17 protein-coding genes are annotated in these 18,439 nt (G+C 61.2%); 15 read left to right on the top strand and 2 right to left on the bottom strand.

The genetic code is table 11. The features are described from left to right. The first annotated feature begins 160 nt into the window (after positions 1-160). The 14 genes from C5L12_RS07685 to C5L12_RS07620 all read left to right on the top strand — a co-directional run bounded on the left by C5L12_RS07685 (position 161) and on the right by C5L12_RS07620 (position 17,073). Complete coding sequence (locus C5L12_RS07685; RefSeq protein WP_105371582.1) at positions 161-637, top strand: DUF4126 family protein; 477 nt, start codon at positions 161-163, stop codon at positions 635-637. Further along, positions 634-2,007 (top strand): FAD-containing oxidoreductase, encoded by a 1,374-nt coding sequence (locus tag C5L12_RS07680; protein ID WP_105371441.1) that lies wholly within the window; start codon positions 634-636, stop codon positions 2,005-2,007. The genes C5L12_RS07685 and C5L12_RS07680 overlap by 4 nt, the downstream gene beginning before the upstream one ends. 102 nt (positions 2,008-2,109) lie before the next feature. Continuing rightward, positions 2,110-4,077: an asparagine synthase (glutamine-hydrolyzing) gene (gene asnB / locus C5L12_RS07675; RefSeq protein WP_105371440.1), complete on the top strand. Its 1,968-nt coding sequence runs from the start codon at positions 2,110-2,112 to the stop codon at positions 4,075-4,077. Beyond that, positions 4,074-5,384, top strand: a complete 1,311-nt coding sequence (locus C5L12_RS07670) for a lipopolysaccharide biosynthesis protein (protein WP_245422804.1) — start codon at positions 4,074-4,076, stop codon at positions 5,382-5,384. The genes asnB and C5L12_RS07670 overlap by 4 nt, the downstream gene beginning before the upstream one ends. Continuing rightward, entirely contained in the window at positions 5,381-6,535 is a 1,155-nt protein-coding gene (locus C5L12_RS07665; protein WP_245422803.1) for a GNAT family N-acetyltransferase, read from the top strand. Before C5L12_RS07670 ends, C5L12_RS07665 begins: the two co-directional genes overlap by 4 nt. 102 nt (positions 6,536-6,637) lie before the next feature. Beyond that, positions 6,638-8,299, top strand: a complete 1,662-nt coding sequence (locus C5L12_RS07660) for a GumC family protein (RefSeq protein WP_245422802.1) — start codon at positions 6,638-6,640, stop codon at positions 8,297-8,299. 10 nt (positions 8,300-8,309) lie between these two features. Beyond that, positions 8,310-9,650, top strand: a complete 1,341-nt coding sequence (locus C5L12_RS07655) for an O-antigen ligase family protein (protein ID WP_105371439.1) — start codon at positions 8,310-8,312, stop codon at positions 9,648-9,650. Further along, positions 9,643-10,416 (top strand): polysaccharide deacetylase family protein, encoded by a 774-nt coding sequence (locus C5L12_RS07650; protein ID WP_105371438.1) that lies wholly within the window; start codon positions 9,643-9,645, stop codon positions 10,414-10,416. The genes C5L12_RS07655 and C5L12_RS07650 overlap by 8 nt, the downstream gene beginning before the upstream one ends. Before the next feature lie 17 nt (positions 10,417-10,433). Continuing rightward, the gene (locus C5L12_RS07645; protein WP_105371578.1) at positions 10,434-11,663 is read left to right on the top strand and encodes a glycosyltransferase family 4 protein; all 1,230 of its coding nucleotides are present in this window, start codon (positions 10,434-10,436) and stop codon (positions 11,661-11,663) included. A 420-nt stretch (positions 11,664-12,083) separates the two neighbouring features. Then, positions 12,084-13,208 (top strand): glycosyltransferase family 4 protein, encoded by a 1,125-nt coding sequence (locus tag C5L12_RS07640; RefSeq protein WP_425350757.1) that lies wholly within the window; start codon positions 12,084-12,086, stop codon positions 13,206-13,208. Further along, entirely contained in the window at positions 13,205-14,272 is a 1,068-nt protein-coding gene (locus C5L12_RS07635; RefSeq protein WP_105371437.1) for a glycosyltransferase family 2 protein, read from the top strand. The genes C5L12_RS07640 and C5L12_RS07635 overlap by 4 nt, the downstream gene beginning before the upstream one ends. After that, a complete protein-coding gene (locus C5L12_RS07630; protein ID WP_105371436.1) occupies positions 14,199-16,367 on the top strand; it encodes a glycoside hydrolase in 2,169 nt (722 codons plus the stop codon). The genes C5L12_RS07635 and C5L12_RS07630 overlap by 74 nt, the downstream gene beginning before the upstream one ends. Positions 16,368-16,455: 88 nt before the next feature. After that, positions 16,456-16,671 (top strand): hypothetical protein, encoded by a 216-nt coding sequence (locus C5L12_RS07625; protein WP_105371435.1) that lies wholly within the window; start codon positions 16,456-16,458, stop codon positions 16,669-16,671. A gap of 186 nt (positions 16,672-16,857) precedes the next feature. Further along, on the top strand, positions 16,858-17,073 hold the full coding sequence (locus C5L12_RS07620; RefSeq protein ID WP_112823758.1) for a hypothetical protein: 216 nt from the start codon (positions 16,858-16,860) through the stop codon (positions 17,071-17,073). Between the two features lie 29 nt (positions 17,074-17,102). Here C5L12_RS07620 and C5L12_RS07615 read toward each other — a convergent pair whose 3' ends face one another. Continuing rightward, entirely contained in the window at positions 17,103-17,615 is a 513-nt protein-coding gene (locus C5L12_RS07615) for a ferritin-like domain-containing protein (protein WP_105371433.1), read from the bottom strand. 56 nt (positions 17,616-17,671) lie between these two features. Beyond that, positions 17,672-18,070, bottom strand: a complete 399-nt coding sequence (locus C5L12_RS28375) for a hypothetical protein (RefSeq protein WP_165924123.1) — start codon at positions 18,068-18,070, stop codon at positions 17,672-17,674. A gap of 102 nt (positions 18,071-18,172) precedes the next feature. Between C5L12_RS28375 and C5L12_RS07610 the strand changes: the two genes are divergently transcribed. Then, positions 18,173-18,376, top strand: coding sequence for a hypothetical protein (locus tag C5L12_RS07610; RefSeq protein ID WP_105371432.1), 204 nt, complete (start codon positions 18,173-18,175; stop codon positions 18,374-18,376). The last annotated feature ends 63 nt before the right edge of the window (positions 18,377-18,439 follow it).

Raw genomic sequence — 18,439 nt, 5'->3', positions numbered from 1 at the left:
TTTCCATCACTTCCTTTCATGAGCCCTAACGTTCAACTGCCGCCGTAGGACGCATAAAGGAGACATGCTCGGTTTTATGGAAGTTTTACTTGACCTGCCGCCTGGGCCGGAACAGTCTGGCAAGCGGGTATCGGCGCCGGTCTCGGCATCAGGGGGCTTCATGGTCTACGTGCTTGCGCTTCTCATCGGCATCATCGCCGGCCTTCGTGCCATGACGGCGCCTGCCGCCATCGCCTGGGCCGCTTATCTCGGCTGGCTCAATCTTTCCGGTTCCTGGCTCGCCTTCATGGGCTCAGTCTGGGCCGTCGGCATCTTCACCATTCTCGCAGTCGTGGAACTCGTGACCGACCAGCTGCCCTCGACGCCGAGCCGCAAGGTTCCGCAGCAGTTCGGCGCCCGGCTCCTGATGGGCGCCCTGACCGGAGCCGCCATCGGCACGCCCTATGGCGGTTGGATCGTCTGCCTGATCGCCGGCGTCGTCGGCGCAGCAATTGGAACTTACGGCGGCGCAGCCGTCCGCGCCAAACTCGCCGCGGGCTTCGGAAAGGACCTGCCTGCAGCCTTGATCGAGGACGCCGTCGCTATCATCGGGGCCTATCTGATCGTTGCGTCCCTGCCGATTCCGGTCGCCGCATGACAGCTTTCGACGCGATCATCATCGGTGCGGGACAGGCCGGCCCCTCGCTTGCCGGGCGTTTCAACGATGCCGGCAAACGCGTCGCCATCATTGAGCGGAAGCATGTGGGCGGGACCTGCGTCAACACCGGCTGCAAGCCGACCAAGACGCTCGTCGCCAGCGCCTATGCCGCCCATCTCGCCCGCCGCGGCAGCGAATACGGCGTGGTGCTCGAGAGCTCCGTGAAGATCGACATGCCGAAGGTGATGCGCCGTTCGCACCAGGTGACGCTCGATTCCCGCCACGGCAACGAGAGCTGGCTGGAAGGCATGCCGAACTGCACCCTGATCCGCGGCCATGCCCGGTTCGAAGACAAGAACACGGTGCAGGTCGAAGACGAACTGCTGACCGCGCCGCAGATCTTCATCAATGTCGGCGGACGCGCCGCGATCCCGGATTTTCCGGGCATCGATGAAGTGCCCTTCATGACCAACAGCGACATTGTCATGCTCGACCGGGTGCCGGGCCATCTGGTCGTCGTCGGCGGCAGCTATATCGGCCTGGAATTCGCGCAGATGTATCGTCGCTTCGGCGCGGAGGTCACGGTCGTCGAGAAGGGGCCGCGGCTCGTAGGTCGCGAGGACGAAGAGATTTCCGAAGCCATCCGCGGCATTCTGGAAGCCGAAGGAATTAAGATCCGCACCAATGCCGAATGCATCCGCTTCCGCAAGCACGGGGACGGCATCGCAGTCGGGGTGGACTGCGCCGAGGGCGAACCGGAAGTGATCGGCACCGATATCCTGCTCGCCGTCGGTCGGCGGCCGAACACAGACGACCTTGGTCTGGACAAGGCAGGAGTGGAAACCGACGGCAAGGGCTATATCAAGGTCGATGACCATCTGGCAACGAATGCCGAGGGTATCTGGGCGATGGGCGACTGCAACGGCCGCGGCGCCTTCACGCATACGGCCTACAACGATTTCGAGATCGTTGCTGCGAACCTCTTTGACGGAGAAGACCGCAAAGTCTCCGACCGGCTGCTCGGGTACGCGCTTTACATCGATCCCCCGCTCGGCCGCGTCGGCATGAGCGAAACGGAAGCCCGCAAGGCAGGAAAGAAGGTTCTCGTCGGGCACCGGCCGATGACGCAGGTTGGCCGCGCGGTCGAAAAGGGCGAGACCCAGGGCCTGATGAAGATCGTGGCGGACGCCGACACGAGGCGTATCCTGGGAGCCGCCATCCTCGGCACCGGCGGCGACGAATCCATTCATGGCATACTCGATATGATGAATGCCGGCGCCACTTTCGATACGTTGCGCTGGGCGGTTCCTATCCACCCCACGGTGTCGGAACTCTGGCCGACGGTCGTCCTCGGCATGCAGCCGACCTGAACCTCTTTTGGACACATCTAAATTTTTATCGACCGCTTAAGGAGAGCCTCAAGCATTTCCGTCTATGACCGGCATTCAAGATCCTGTTCATGACGGAAACAGATGTGCGGTTTTGCTGGCTTCCTTGGTGAAGCATGTGGCTCCGGTAATCCGGAAGCTCTCCTGTCGTCCATGGCGGCCGCGATTGCCCATCGCGGACCGGACGGACAAGGCGTGTTCGCCGCGCCGGGCGTCGGGCTTGCCCATGTGCGCCTGTCGATCGTCGGGCTCGCCGACGGCCAGCAGCCGATGACGAGTGCCGACGGCCGATTCACCATGGTCTTCAACGGCGAGATCTTCAACTATGTGGAACTGCGCGACGACCTGAAGGCTCGCGGCATTACCTTCCGAACCGGCAGCGACACCGAAGTGCTGCTGCAGCTTTATGCAGCTTATGGCAAGGATTGCCTTTCGCGCCTCAACGGCGACTTCGCCTTCGCCATATGGGATGCCCGCGACCGGCGGCTGATGCTTGCCCGCGATCGGATGGGCGTGCGGCCGCTCTTTTATACCCGGCACAAAGGCGCGCTCTACTTCGGTTCCGAAGTCAAGGCCCTGCTCCAGGTGCCGGGCATCGAGGCGGAACTCGATCCCTTTGCGCTCGACCAGATCTTCACGCTCTGGGCGCCGATCCCGCCGCGGACGGCCTTCAAGGATATCCGTGAACTCGAGCCAGGACATCTGCTGACCGCCGAAGGCGGACGCATCGACGTCAGGCCCTACTGGTCGCTCGACTTTCCCGATGCCGACGACCGGGCCGAGGCGGACCAGGGCGCGATGGAAGAAGAGCTGAGGGCACTCCTTGCCGATGCGACGCGGCTTCGCATGCGTGCCGACGTACCGGTCGGCGCCTATCTTTCCGGCGGCCTCGATTCCTCGCTGATCACCGCCCTGGCGGCGCCGATGGCGCCGAATGGATTGAACACCTTCTCGGTGACCTTCGACGACGCCGAGCATGACGAAAGCGCCTTCCAGATGGAAGTTGCCCGCGCGCTCGGGACGCACCATCGTGCAGTCGCAAGCGGCTCGGCCGATATCGCGGCGAGCTTTCCGGATGTGATCAACTTTACGGAGCGGCCGGTTCTGCGCACCGCGCCTGCCCCGCTCTACCGCCTCTCCGGCCTCGTGCGGGACGCCGGCATGAAGGTCGTGCTGACCGGCGAAGGGGCAGACGAGATCTTTGCCGGTTACGATATCTTTCGGGAGGCGCGCGTGCGGCGCTTCTGCGCCCGCCAGCCGGGTTCGAAAATCAGGCCGCATCTCTTCCGCAAGCTCTACCCTTATTTGCCCGGCTTGAAGCAGCAATCGTCGGATTACCTCGCGGCATTCTTCGGCGCCTCGAACGACGTTGCCGGCGACCCGCTCTTCTCGCACCGGCCGCGTTTCCGCTCCACGGCGGCGGCGAAGATCTTCTATTCCGACGATTTGCGCGCCACTCTCGGCACCTATGACGCCGCCGAAGAGCTTGCCTCTCGCCTGCCCGACAACTTCCGCCGCTGGAATCCGCTGCATCAGGCGCAATATCTCGAAGGCCGTTTCCTGCTGCCGGGCTACATCCTTTCCAGCCAGGGAGATCGGGTTGCGATGGCACATGGCGTCGAAGGCCGGTTCCCATTCCTCGACCACCGCCTGGTCGAATTTGCGGCCCGGCTCAATCCAAGCATGAAGCTCAAGGGTCTCGAGGAGAAACATATCCTCCGGCGGGTGGCAAAGGACCTGCTGCCGGATGTGATCACCAAGAGGCCCAAACAGCCATATCGAGCGCCAGACAGCCGTTCCTTCGCTGGCAACGACGAGCAAGCCTATGTCGGCGAGATGCTCGGCGAACAGGCAGTCGCGGAGACGGGACTGTTCAACGCGCGGGCGGTCGCCAAATTGCATCAGAAGTGCCGGACACAGACGGTTTCAGGTTTCCGCGACAATGCCGCCTTTGTCGGCATTCTTTCGACACAACTCTGGCTGCGGAAGTTTACGGCCCGAGACGCAGCCGGTGCCGATCACATTGCCAAGGCGGCAGGAAGTAAAGCATGACGGCGCCCGGATTAATCCAGAAGATGGCACGCCTTCGCGGTTTCCTGCCGATGTTCTTGTCCTATGCCGCCTCGGGCGGCAGTCTGATCGTCAGCTCCTTCGCCCAGCTCCTGACCTTTGCCATCCTGGCCCGCTTCCTTGGCGTCCACGAATTCAGCTTGTTTGTGGCGATCACCGCGGTCTCGGCGATCGCGGTTCATCTCTGCGGCGTCGGCGCCACCGAATGTTTGGTGCGCCGTGTCGCCCGCGACCATGCCATCTATCCTCGCATGCTCGGGCATAACCTGATCCTGATTGCGGCGAGCGGCCTTGCACTCATCCTGATCGGCGCCGTGGCGCTGCCCTTCTTCTTCGACGTGTCTGCCGATCCGGTGGTAAACGTCGTCGAGATCACCCTCATGCTGGTGACGAACATTCTGCTCGTCCGCTGCATCCTGTTCGCCGAACAGGTCTTCATCGCCTTTTCCGATTTCGGCTCAGCGAACAAGGTGGTCATGGGTTTCGCGCTGATCCGCACTGCCGCAGCCGTGCTCGCCTGCCTCATCTTTGGCGTATCGACGCTCTCGGGCTGGATCATCTGGCAGTTCGCGGCGCATCTCCTCATGCTGGCTTTCTGCGTCCAGGCGCTTCGCCGCCTCGGCCGACCCCGATGGGGACTTGTCCGCGAGGAGCTCCGGCTCGGCCTCTTCTTCAGCATCCCCTTCATTCTCAAGGCGGCACGTCAGAATGCCGACCTGCTGGTCCTGAGCCTGGTCACCACGGCCGAGTTCGTTTCGAGCTACAGCGTCGCGCGTCGCATCATCGAAAGCAGCTACCTCTCCGTCGATGCGCTGAACCGCATCGTTTACCCGGGTACCGCAAGAGCGAGCCAGGCCGGGCTTCATCATGCGGCCGAACGCGTATCGAAGATCTTCGCCGTGGCATTCACCATCAGTGTTGCCGCAGGCGCGACGGTCTATGTATTTGCGCCGGTGCTGCCCTTTCTTTTCGGTCATGAATACGTCTCGCTCGTAGGTTTCGTCCGCGTCCTCTGCTGGGTCGTGGTGCCGGTCGCCTGCTGGGCGATTGCGCTTGAAGCACTTGGCGCAGCCGGCCATCAGGGCGCGCGCGCTTCCGTCCTGGGAACCGGCAGCCTGGTTGGTGCAGGCATCGCTGCATGGGCGACCTGGTATGCCCCGCCGCTCGGCACCTTCGTATCCTATTACGTGATCGAGGCAGCGATGGCGGCCGCCGCCTGGGCTGTTTATCTGAGCGTGATGACGAGGAGCAGGCAGACGAGCTTTGCCGTCAGCGAGCCTGCCGAATGAACCTGCCGTACAGCCATCCGGCCGTGGAGGCTCCTGCCGTCCTCCTCACCCGCAACGCCACACATGGCGTGCGTCCGATGGAAGCTGCCGACCTTAAGGCCGTCGGCCGGCTCTTCAACAAGGCATTCCGGAACAAGGACGAGGCGCCGCAACAAGACCTGCTGGATTATCTAGACCGCGTTTTCCTGAAATGTCCGGGCTACGCACTGGAGCACGGCAGCATCGTCCATCAGGATCACCAGGGCCGGATCGACAGCGCATTGCTGGCGCTTCCGATGCCCTTTTTTGTTTACGGCAGGCGAATTACTGCGCGTCTTCTCTGTGCCTTCATGGCGGACGGAAAGACCGGGCTTGCCGGTGCGGCAAGACTGGCGCGCACGATCCGCCTCTCGCAACCGGACCTGTGTTTTTCCGACAATGCCTCCCCCGTCAGCGCCGATCACTGGACGACCGGCGGCGGTTTCATGCTTCCCGTTCAAAGCCTCGAGTGGCGCCGCACCTTCCGACCGTTTCAGGCGGGTTTCGATCGATTAAGGAGAAAACTGCCGGCCGGCAGCCATCTTCCGCTTTCGACATCGCTCAGACCGGCTGACTTCCTCGCGCGGCATTTTTTCGGCACGTTCACGCCTCGGGACCCTGTCGGCGGAACCTCGATCGAAGCGGATTTCGATGATTTCGTCACATGTGCCGCAACGATGACAGAGCGCTTTGCGATCCGCCCCGACTGGTCGCGTGACGATCTTCTCTGGCTGATGGATACGGCCGCTTCGAACATTTCGCTCGGCCGGCTCCGTTGCAAACGTGTCCTCAATACCAAAGGCACGACGATCGGCTGCTACCTGTTTTTCGGCAAGCCGGGCAGGACGGCGCACGTCCTCAATATCCTCTGCCGGGAAGGACACGAATTCGAGGTGGTCGGACATATGTTTTCCGATCTGTCGGCCTCCGGCTATTCAGCGGCCCATGGAATGGCGCAGCCCTTCCTCATGAACGCGTTGATGCGCCAGAGGCAGATGAGCTTCCGGCACCGCGGCTATTTCTGCATGGTGACGCGGCATCAGGACGTCCGCGAGGCTGCGACCGCAAACGATATTTTTGTCGGCGGCCTTGCTTCCGAGAGCTGGAGCCGTCTCCTCACGGACTTCGCGTAATGTGAGATTAACGCGATATTCACCGTACTGACCTAGTGATGAAGCCTGATATTGGCGAAATGCGGCGGGTTCGATGCTTCCGCCGCATGGCTGGAGGTGTGCATGTACCGGCCGAGGGAGCCCGAGAACCGACGCCCGGCGTCATCTTCCGCGTCTGCCGGCCAGCGCGGCGGCATGCCTTATCGCGGCTCGCTTCTTGACCGGCTGGACGACGACCGCTTCCAGGAGCCCTACCAGGACGAAAACGATAACCATACGGGCGACAGCGACGATTATTGGCGTCGTCAGAGCCGGCAGCCGCAGCCCGCCCCGCGTCCTGCGCCGGAACCGGCGGCGACCTACCCTTCCTCTCTCAACGGGGTCGTCGAAGCGCAAATCCGCAGCCTGTCGGAGATCGGCGCCGGCGACATCCTCTCCTGGCTGCGCAAAGGGCTGCCCTGGATCATCTTCTTCGTCGTCCTCGGCGTGATCGCAGCCTTTCTCTATTCCGCGACCGCCACGCCGCGCTACACCGTCTATACCGACATCATCATCGATCCGCAGAATCTCAACGTCGTCACCGACGACGTGTTTGCGTCGAGTCCGCAACGGGATTCCCAGCTGCTGGAGGTGGAAAGCAAACTGCGCGTGCTGACGTCCCGCAATGTCCTGAAACAGGTCGTCGCGGACATGAACCTGACGGAAGATCCGGAATTCACCAAGCCCAGCGCGCTGGAGCCGCTGCTCCGTCTGATCTCCCCAAACCGCCCTGCAAGCGACAAGGAGCTCGGCGTGCTAATGGAGCTCGGCGAGCGGGTAAAAGCCGCCCGCGAGGAACGGTCCTTCGTGGTGACGCTTTCCGTGTGGTCCGAGGATCCGGAAAAATCGATCAGGCTCTCCGAGGCGATCGTCCGCGCCTTCGAAACCGAGCTTTTCGAATCATCAGCCGACAGCGCCGGCCGCGTCGCCGCCACGCTCACCAGTCGCCTCGACGAGCTTCGCGCCCAGGTGACGGACGCCGAGGAAAAGGTCGCGCAGTTCAAGCGTGACAACAATATCCAGGAATCCAATACCGGCGAGCTTGCAAGCAGCCGCATTTCCAGCGCCCTCGACACGCAGGTCCTTGATGCGCAGCAGCGGCTGATCCAGGCCGAAGCTCGCTACAATCAGATGCGTTCGGCCGTTGCCGACCGGCGGACGGCGACCGCGACCGTCTTTGATTCTCCCGGAATGCAGACGCTGAGGACGAGCTACAATACGTTGCAGCAGCAGGTCGGCTCGCTGACCCTCACCTACGGCTCGCGTCATCCCCGGCTGGTCTCACTGCAATCGGAAAAGGCAGCGATAGACAAAGCCATAACCGATGAAGCGAGCCGCATCCTCGAGACGGCCAAGACCGACGTGGACCAGGCGCGTGCGACGCTGAACCAGCTCCGCGGCAAGGCCGACGCTGAACGTTCCACCGTTTTCACCAACAACGATGCGCAGATACGTCTGCGGGAACTGGAACGGGATGCGCGCGCCAAGGCGGCAGTCTACGAAACCTATCTCGGCCGCACACATCAGATCACCGAACGCCAGCAAATCGATACCAGCAATGTCCGTGTGATCTCGCCGCCCGTGCCGCCCAAGACGAAGAGCTGGCCCCCCCGCACGATCATCCTGCTTATAGGCGGCGCTGCCGGCGGCTTCATGCTCGGCACCGGATTGGCCCTTTTGCTGGGGCTCGCACGACATCTCAGCGATGTTCGCCAGCGCCTCGCTTACACGCAGAGATATTCCTGAGGGGTTGAGCATGCGCAACCCTTCAGCCGTCGCGACAGGCCACGCCGATATCGATCACCGCCCCCTGATCGGATCCCTGCTGTTCCTCGGCCTGTTCCTGTTCTTTGCGATATCGATCGATCCCTTTTACGATCTGACATTACCCTCATCGGCGAGTATCGCGACCGACAAGTCCAGCCGGCTGAACCAGATCCTTTTCATCTTCCTGCCGTTCGGCGCAGTTTTGTGCAGCATGGCGACCTCCATGCGCGGCACCTTCCTGCAGCCTCGCTGGCTGATGCTGACGATCTTTCTCTGGCTGCTGTTCGTTTCCCTTCTATCGAACCACGGCGCCAACAGTTTCAAGGCGCTGGTTCTCACCTCACTTGTCGTCATCGGCGCCAATGCGAGCGTGCTGCTGCCGCGTTCCGAGACACATTTCGCCAAACTGCTGGCGGTCGGAACGCTCGCCAGTATCGGCCTCTGCTATTATGGCATCTTTTCCCTGCCCCACCTGTCCATCCACTCGGCAGCCGAGGTTGCCGAACCCATGCATGCCGGCCTCTGGCGCGGTTATTTCCCGCACAAGAACAACGCCGCCGCCGCCATGGTGCTGTTTGCCTTCTGCGGTATATTTGTCATGCAGGTCTGGTCGAGGCTCGTGGGCGTCGCCATCTTCGCAAGCGCGACCTGGTTCCTGATGCATACCGGTGGCAAAACCGCGTCCGCCATGCTGCCGGCAATTATCCTGCTCTCCTGGCTGTTCGAGAAATTTCGGTTCCTTCGCATCCCGCTTTCGATCGGCGGCGTCGCCGCCTTCAACCTGCTTGCCGTCGGCGCTGCGACCTCACCTGGCCTGAGGGAGCTGGTGACAAGCTTCGGCGTGGATGCCACCTTCACCAACCGTTCCGATATCTGGCAGCTGGCGATCAATGCGATATCGGAATTCCCGATGACGGGTTTCGGCCTGAAGTCCTTCTGGCGCACCCAAGAGCTCGTTTATGGCGGCCAGGGCGTCGCAACCTGGGCAGTAACAGCCTCGCATGCGCATAATTCTTATGTGGAGATCCTGCTCATCGGTGGGATCCCCGCCCTTTTGCTGTCGTTGATCTGGTTTTTCGCCGTACCGCTGCGAAGTTTTTCGAAAATCACCGCTCAAGGAAGGATGACCCACAGCGGGCGGCTTTTCCTGCGCATCTGGCTTTACATGATATTCACCACCTGCCTCGAAAGTCTCTTTTACGAAAGCTCTTCCGGCTACATTGTCGGCTGGTTCCTGTTCTGCATGGCGCTCTTTGGTATCCGCTACGAAGCCAATGCCGTTCATATCGAGGAGAGGCCGTCGGGAAGAGGAAGAGGGGGGCATGGCTGACGCATTCAAAGCAATAGAGGGACTGATCGACCGGGTGAGCAATCGGCTTATCTGGAAGATGGCTTCACGGACGCGTACCGTCGCAACCGACGTGCCGATTGTCTCCTTCACCTTCGACGACGTACCGGAGACCGCTTTGACCAATGGCGCGCCCATCCTCGAAAAATACGGCGCATCGGGCACGTTCTATATCGCCGGAGGCCTTGAAGGGCGCGTCGAGCCGGACCGCAAGCTGATCAGCCGTGGCGGTTGCCTTGAACTCTTCCGGCGCGGCCATGAGATCGGCGGCCATACCTTCACCCACCGCCGAGTCCGCTCCTACGGCAAGTCGCTTTCAGCGGACCTCGAGAGAAATGCCGACTATCTCAGCGATGCCGGCATTACCCGCCCGGCCAGCAATTTTGCCTTTCCCTACAATGCCGCCTGGCCGCTCGCCCGCCGCGAACTTGCCCGGCGTTACCAGACCTGTCGTGGCGCAGGCGAGGCCATCAATCGCGGTCCGGTCGACCCCTTGATGCTGCAGTCGGTAGAGATCCGCCAACCGGAGGACCATGCCCGCGGGCTGACGGCCTGGATAGACGATGCCGTGAAGAACCCGGGATGGCTCATCTTCTTCACCCATGACGTTACCGAAACGCCGACCCCATACGGCTGCACGCCGGCGACGTTCGAGCATCTGGTGGGTTATGCCCGTGAACGCGGCTGCAACATTCTGACCGTCGAGGCGGCGACGCGCGCCCTTGGCTGGGAGACATCCGCCCAATGAACGTCCATGCGACAACCGTGGCGGTGCCCCGCCTCCTGAACATCAACAATTACTTCTATCGGCGCGGCGGTGCCGAAACCGTTTTCTTTGATCATACGGCGCTGTTTGAAGAAATCGGTTGGGATGTCGTGCCTTTCGCCATGCAGCACGAGAAGAACCTCTCCTCTCCCTGGTCCGACTATTTCGTCTCGGAGATCGAATACGGCCGCGAAATCGGGTTGAAGGACAAGGTCCTGCAGGCGACCAAGGTTATCTATTCCTTCGAGGCTCAGCGGAACCTGAAGCGCCTCATCGACAAGGCGCGGCCCGATATCGCCCATGCCCACAATATCTATCATCACCTTTCCCCCGCGATCTTTTCCACCCTGAAAGATGCAGGCGTCCCGGTGGTGATGACGGCCCATGACCTCAAGCTCGCATGTCCTTCCTACAAGATGCTGCGCGACGGCCGTATCTGCGAAGCCTGCAAAGGCGGTCGGATCCATAACGTCGTGGTCAATCGCTGCGTCAAGGGCTCGCTGCCGCTGAGTGCTGTGGTCTTCGCCGAGAGCCTCCTGCATCGCTCGCTCGGGCTCTACCGCAACAAGGTCGACCGGGTGGTGGTACCGAGCCGCTTCTACCGCGAAAAGCTGATCGAATGGGGCTGGCCGGCCGAAAAGCTCGTTCATGTCCCGAATTTTGTGGACGTCGACCGGTTTTCGACGAAATGGCACGAGAGCGACTATTTCGTTTTCGCCGGGCGCCTGGCTCCGGAAAAAGGCATCTCCACCCTGATCCGCGCCGCGGCTCAAGCCCGGCAGAAACTGATCATAGCGGGAACCGGGCCGGAAGAGGCCGCTCTCAAGGCGCTTGTGCGATCTGCCGGTGCCGAGGTCGTTTTTGCGGGCCATCTGTCGGGAGATATCCTGTTCCGCCTCATCGGCCAGTCTCTCGGGCTCGTCCTGCCGTCGGAATGGTATGAGAATGCACCGATCAGCATTCTGGAAGCCTATGCGCTGGGACGTCCGGTGATTGGAGCCTCGATCGGCGGCATACCGGAAATGATCCGCGAAGGAGAGACCGGGCTGAGCGCTGCCCCCGGCTCTGTCGATGACCTGGCGAGGACACTTGACGACCTCGCCAGCCGATCGGTGAAGGAGCGGGCACAGATGGGGCAAGCCGGCCGCACCTGGATTTCCGACGAATTCTCCCGCACCGTCTATCGGCAGCGAATGTTTGATCTTTACCAGTCCCTTATCCGCCGCTGAACGCGAAAAACCGCAATCTCGAAAAGGGTCACCGGGTCGAGAAAATTTTTCGTCACTTTGCTCAGGAACCGCACAACTCCTTTAAAATCTTAGCTTTTTTCTTTCCGGTATGAGAAGGTTCCTTGCATAGAACGGGCAGCAGAAAATGAATTTCTGGTGCCCGTAATGAACGAGAAGACCAATCCTCCGAAGATGCGGCATTCGCAGTCCACCCGGACGTATCCGGGGGACATCTCGTCGCTCGAACACATCCCTGCGCAACTGCTGCAGGCGCAGGCTCTTCCGCACAGCGATCAAGCCGGGCACAGCCGGATTGAGCGCGTCGTCCTGAACCAGACACCCCGGCTGTCTCCGGTCTTGCCGGATATCGGCACCGCTCCCGGCATCCGTGTCGACCGGGAACCGGTTCGCCGACGCGTCATGATGCTTGGCCTTCGGGGAATACCGAATGTGCAGGGCGGCATTGAAAAGCATGTCGAAATGCTGAGCCAGGAACTTGCAGCCCGCGGCTGGGATGTCGAGGTCCTCGCGCGCCGCCAATACCTGCCCGAGCCGACCGCCTCCGCCTGGCGCGGGATCCGCGTAACGCCCCTTTGGGCGCCGAAATCAATGCTTCTCGAAACCTTCGTTCACACCCTCGTCGGCGTCGTATACGCTGCCGTTCGCCGCCCTGACATCCTGCATATCCACGCGGTCGGTCCCGGCCTGCTCGCCCCGCTGGCTCGTCTCCTCGGGCTGAAGATCGTGATGACGCACCATGGATACGACTACGACCGCGAGAAGTGGAGTACGATGGCCAAGCGAGCGCTGAAGCTCGGCGAACGGCTTGCCATGTGGTTCGCGAACGCCAGGATCGCCGTGTCGCGCGACGTGACGGAAACCATGAAGAGCCGCTATGGCGCGGACGTGGCCCACATTCCGAACGGCGTCACGGTGACACCGAGCCTTGTTGGTAAAGCGACGCTAGACCGGTTCGGCCTGCAGCGCCGCCGCTACATCGTCATGGTCGCCCGTTTCGTGCCGGAAAAGCGCCAGACGGATCTGATCGCGGCTTTCGAAAAACTGAAGCAGACCGACTGGAAACTGGTTCTGGTGGGGGGCGCCGACCACAAAGGCATGGCCTATGCCAAGGAAATCGAGGCTGCCGCAGCCCGGGTGCCTGATGTCGTGCTGACAGGTTTCCAGAGCGGTGAAGACTTGGCCGCGCTGTTTTCCCAGGCCGGTCTCTTCGTTCTGCCCTCGCTCCACGAGGGCATGCCGATCTCGCTTCTTGAAGCCATGAGCTATGGACTACCTGTGCTGGCGAGCGACATCGTTGCCAATCACGAGGTCGATCTGCCGCCTGAGGACTACTTCCCGCCGGGCGATATCGACGCGCTGGCCAAGGCACTGGAGCGCAAGATGGCCGAGCCTTTCGGGCAGGAGGGCGCCCTGTCGCGCATCCGCAAGGTGGAACAGACCTATGCCTGGCCGTCCATCACCCGAAGCACATTGGCAATCTATCACTCCGTTGCGACGCGGAAGAAGGTGAAGGAGCTGCTGTGAGCGTATCGATCATCATCAAGACGCTGAATGAAGAGAAGCGGATCGCCCGCACGATCGAATTCGCGCTTGCCGGCCTGCCCGGCGGACAAGGCGAGGTGATCGTTGCAGATAGCGGCTCGGCGGATTCAACGATAGAGATCGCATCCCGCTATCCGGTCCGGATCGTCCAGATCCAGAACCCTGCCCGCCCGAGTTGCGGCATCGGCCCGCAACTGGGCTTCCAGTATGCGCGGCACGAGTTCATCTGCTTGCTCGACGGCGACATGGACCTCGATCCCGCGTTTTTGCCGGCCGCTACGGCGTATCTGAGCAACCATCTCAAAACGGGCGGCGTGACCGGCCATGTCGAGGAAATGATGCTCGACAATCTGGAATATACCCGCCGGGTCCAGCGTAACGCCCCGGAAAACCGCGTGGGCGCCATCGACAGGATGAACGGGGGCGGCCTTTATCGTCGCAGCGCGATCGAGAGCATCGGCTATCTGACGGACCGCAACCTGCACGGCTACGAGGAGTTCGACCTCGGCATCCGGCTGCGCAGCGCCGGCTGGGACCTGTATCGGCTCGATCGCCGTTTCGTCCGCCATTATGGCCACAGCGTCAATTCCTACCGCCTTCTCGTCCGGCGCTGGCAGACGAAATATCTCTTCGGGGTCGGAGAACTGTTGCGAGCATCTGCCGGAAAACCCTATTTCCGGCAGATGCTGCGGGAACTGCCGGAACTGAAGCTTTGGGCGCTGGTCGCGGGTTGGCTTCTATTCTCGCTCGGGTTGATGGTTGCCGTCCCCGACAAGCCTGCCGCGCTGGCGACGGTGCTGGGCCTCTTCGCAGGCGTCGTCGCGCTGATGTCCTGGCGAAAGGGCGGGGTGTCGCTCGGACTTTACACGGTCGTCGCCTGGCTGTTCCATACGGCAGCGCTGCCTTTCGGCTTTTTCGCCCCGCGTCGAGATCCTCGTGGATGGGTGGAGAGCCGTGAGATCGGAGACATTGATGAAGAGACTGATCCGCGCTCTGGCAACGACACTCGCGCTCACGGCTTCGGCGTCCGCAGCCTGGCCGGCTGACTGGCTTCCGGTCCGCGAGATATCGCTGGCCGTCGAGCCCGGTAGTCCGCTCGATTTTTCGGACCTGCTCCCCAACGGCTCCATCGACCAAAACGACCATCTCGTCGTCGGCACGGACGGCCATCTGGCGAAAGCCGCCAAGCCCGACGTACCGGCCCCCATGTTCTGCGCCTCCCTTGCCTGGAGCCCGGCATCCGGCGGTTTTCCGAACCATCAGGACGCGGATGTCTATGCAAGGCAGCTCGCCATGCGTGGCTACAATATCGCCCGCCTCCATTTCACCGATGCGGCACTGATGTTCGGCCGGCAGAAGGATTTCGATTTCGATCCAGAGGTCCTCGACCGTATCCATTATCTGATGGCCGCGCTGAAGAAGAACGGCATCTACTGGATGGTCGACGGGTTGACCTCATGGCGCGGTGGTTCCGGCGGTTACGACGATCGCTGGGATCCGTCCGAAGGACTCAAGCTGGAGGTGAGTTACGAGGAAAAGGCCTTTGCCCATTGGAAGAGGCTGGCCACCGATTTCCTCACCCGGGTCAATCCCTATACCGGCATTGCGCCGATCCGTGACGAGGCCCTCGGCCTCGTGATCCTGGCCAACGAAAACAGCATAGAATTCGAGACGGTTGTCCATGACAGGATCGGCCGGCCCTACCCGGACAGCCTGCGCCAGCCGTTCAACACCTGGCTGCGCGAGCGCTACGGATCGACCCAGGCGCTTCGGACCGCATGGCCCGACCTTCGGGCGAACGAACGGCTGGAAAATGCCTCCGTACGCCTGCCCACCGATCGTTATGTCGACAGCCCCCGCCTGCGCGACCTGCAGGCCTTCTTCGTCGAAACCGAGCGCGGAACCGCGGCCCGCATGACGGAAGTCCTGCGAGGCCTCGGCTATCGCGGTCTCATCAGCGACTACAATAACTGGCCGACGGTGCAGACGGGCCTGACCCGCCAGAACCTTCAAGCCGTCACCATGAACACCTATCATGATAGCGTAAACAGCTACGAACCCGGCGCGAAGATCGAGAACAAAAGCTCGCTTGCCGATGCCGGCGCATATATGCGCGTCGCGGCTGCAAGCCGCTGGCTCGGCAAGCCTTTCGGCATCACCGAATACGACCACCTGTTCTGGAGCAGATATCGCTATGAAGCCGGGCTTGTGATGCCTGCCTACGCAGCGCTGCAGGGCTGGGATATGCTCTGCCGCCACGGCCATGGGCCGATCGCCCTGCAATATGGCGAACCCTTTCCCCACAAGCGGGCAATGTTGCCTTATGCGATCGCGCTCGATCCGGTAGCCCGCGCCGGCGAAACGCTTGCAGCCCTTCTTTTCCGGCGGGGCGACGTCAAGACCTCGCAGAACAGCATTCCTTTCCTGGTCCGGGGCGAGGAGGATCTGAGCGGCGACATGCAGGCCGCGGAACCAGATGCGCTGACCAAATTGTCGCTCGTCTCCCGCATCGGCCTCAGACAATCCGATGGGCTGCGTGAGCCCCTTGCAATCAACCAGCCGCGCAGCGAGGCGGATGCAGGCAAGCTGCTGGCTGCGTTGAAAGGCGCCGGCCTGCTGCCCAAAAACAGTCGGACCGATCCGTCCGCCGGAATTTTCCAGAGCGATACCGGGGAACTGCTGCTCGACAGCAAAAAACTCCGCCTGACATTGTCTACACCCCGCACGGAAGCCGCCGCTTTCACTACCTTGGAAACCGCTGTCGATCTCGGAACCGTCCGGCTCGAAGGCGGAGACCAAGATGCGCTCTTCGCAGCTTCCGCCATCGATGGAGCCGCCTCGCTCGCGGCAAGCAGACGCATGCTGCTGATCTTCGCCACCGACGCCCGCAACAGCAGCATGCGCTTTCGAGATCCGCAGGAGAAGGTGATCGAGGACTTCGGGACTTTGCCGGTATTGATCCGCAAAGGTGCGCTATCGATCGAGTTCAAGAACCGCGCGGGCCGCTGGCGGCTTTCCCCTATAGGCTTGGATGGCGTGGTGCATCCGCCGCTTCACAGCGGAAACGGACCGCTGCGTTTCGATCTTACGAACGACGCGCCGGCAGGCCCGACGACATTCTTCCTGCTTGAGACGGACTGATCTTGCCGCTTCCCACACCTTTTCAGGATCAAAAACGCACTTTGGAGGTTCTGTCTCCGATCGGAAAAAACATCAGGAGGAAGAACTCATGGCCAATGCCAATTCGAAACACATGGGATCAGGCGCGACTGGCAAAGGCAGCGGAAATGGCGCCATGACGGATATCGACAAGGACATCCTTCCGGAGAACATGGTTCTTTCCAACAGAGACAAGGCACAGCACTCGCGGGAGCGCGGACTGGACAGCAAAACAGTCCAGACCGAGCAATTTCACGACCATGAGGCCAACCATCTGGATGACTAGAAAACGCTGCCTAATCACGTCTGGTTGAGAGGGGCCCAAAACGTGGCCTCTGTCGAAACATTGACCGTTCCTGCCTTGAAAAGGACGGCAAAAAGAGTAGTCTTGAGCCATTGCCAGCCATTGATACGGGCGCTGGCGACTGGAAGACAGAAAGCGCTTTCGCCCCCCGCAGTGGAGGCTGAAAAGATGAATTCGGCAGTCCTCACCAATACGTTCGAACCACGTGAGTTGGCTTTCCTCAAGCGCGTCTTCGACGGTATTTGTGCCGAGCGCGGCTTGACCGGCGAAAGCCTGGCCGCCAACGATCTCGCTGCGCAGATTATTCAACTTTATCAGCAGGGTATCAGGAACGAGAAGGAACTCGAGATTCAGCTCGATGGCGGCGAGATCTCGAAATTCTGACCGGATGCAGCCGTCCTGGCGACGGCCCGTTATCTTTTGGCCATCAAATCCCGCTCGTCGCGCATCAGGAAGATGCGCGTCAGCGGATCGAGATTAGCCCCCAGCCAATCCGCCATTACTATTTCCTCCTCCAGTATCCGCTCAAATACGGCTTTGGCCTCCCTCTCCTCCAGTTCGTCGGCCGCAGCGATCAGCACGCGATAGCTGGCGATTTCCAGATGCTCGAAGGCATAGCTTCCCATCGCTCCCTTGACGATTTCGTCGCTGACCAACATGCCGCCGACCCCTTGGGCCTTGGCTGCCAGCTTGGCCGCCACATCCTTGAGCGTCAGCACCCCGCCTGAACTGGAAAACTGGTCGAGCAGGCTCTTCAGCGCCTGTGCGTGGCCCTCGGTCTCGTGGAGGTGACGGATGATCTGTGCCTTGAGGTCCGGATAGCTTTCTATCCGCCGCGATTGGTCGGTCAGCATGGTGATTGCCTGCTCCTCCATCGCGTGCGCGGAACGAAGCCACACGAGAAAATTGTCTCGGGCATGTGTCATTCGCCTCTCCTCCAAAAGATTGCCCCCAGAAAGTGACGTTTTGGGTCTCTGAACAATCAGGGCTCGGGCAGCGATCCCCGAAAGGACTTCGCGGATCCATCCTGCACGAAGGAAACATGGCGCAGGTTCGCGAATTGTCCAAGGGCATAATTCCACAGCATAGGGGCAAGACCATGACCTAAAAATGCCACGCCGGACGTGTTGCTGCAGCAATCTTCGTCGCCAGCCCGCTGCTTCTGATCGGCTGCCCCCCAATGGCTCGCAGTTTTTTCATGCCGTCGTTTGCGAGGAACAATCTTCATGCGGAACGGTTGTTCAGTGAGTAACAGGGAGTGTAGTAATGACACCTGACCCTCGCGAACCGGGCGACCGTCCGCCAATGCCGGCGCCGATTTGGAATCCGGAACCACCCATCGACGAACCAGAACCCGATCGCCTGCCGGACGAATCTCCACTGCCAAATCCGGACGAAAATCCCAACCCGCCAGTTTATATGCCGCCCGGCAGACTGGCCTGAATCGAGGGAATGGCGCGGCTGGAGCGCCGCAAGGATACTCATGGACATTCGAAGCCATAGCAACCTGAACCATCGGGACATGAAACAGACGCACCACCAGACACCGGTAAAGGCCGGCTTATGGAAGCTACTGGTCGCTGCCGCTCTCATCCTCCTGGGCCTGATCGCCGCCATCGAAATATTTGGCGATGCAGGCGCCGAACTTGTCGCGCCCCGTCCGCCGGGAGTTGTAACCACCAAATAAATGGTACAAGACTGCGACAGCCACCGGATTGTTGGAACAAAGGCCAAAAATCCGGCGTTTCTT

This window comes from Neorhizobium huautlense (assembly GCF_002968575.1).
In the GTDB taxonomy this organism is placed as follows: domain Bacteria; phylum Pseudomonadota; class Alphaproteobacteria; order Rhizobiales; family Rhizobiaceae; genus Neorhizobium; species Neorhizobium huautlense.
This window is presented reverse-complemented; position numbering and strand designations above follow the sequence as displayed.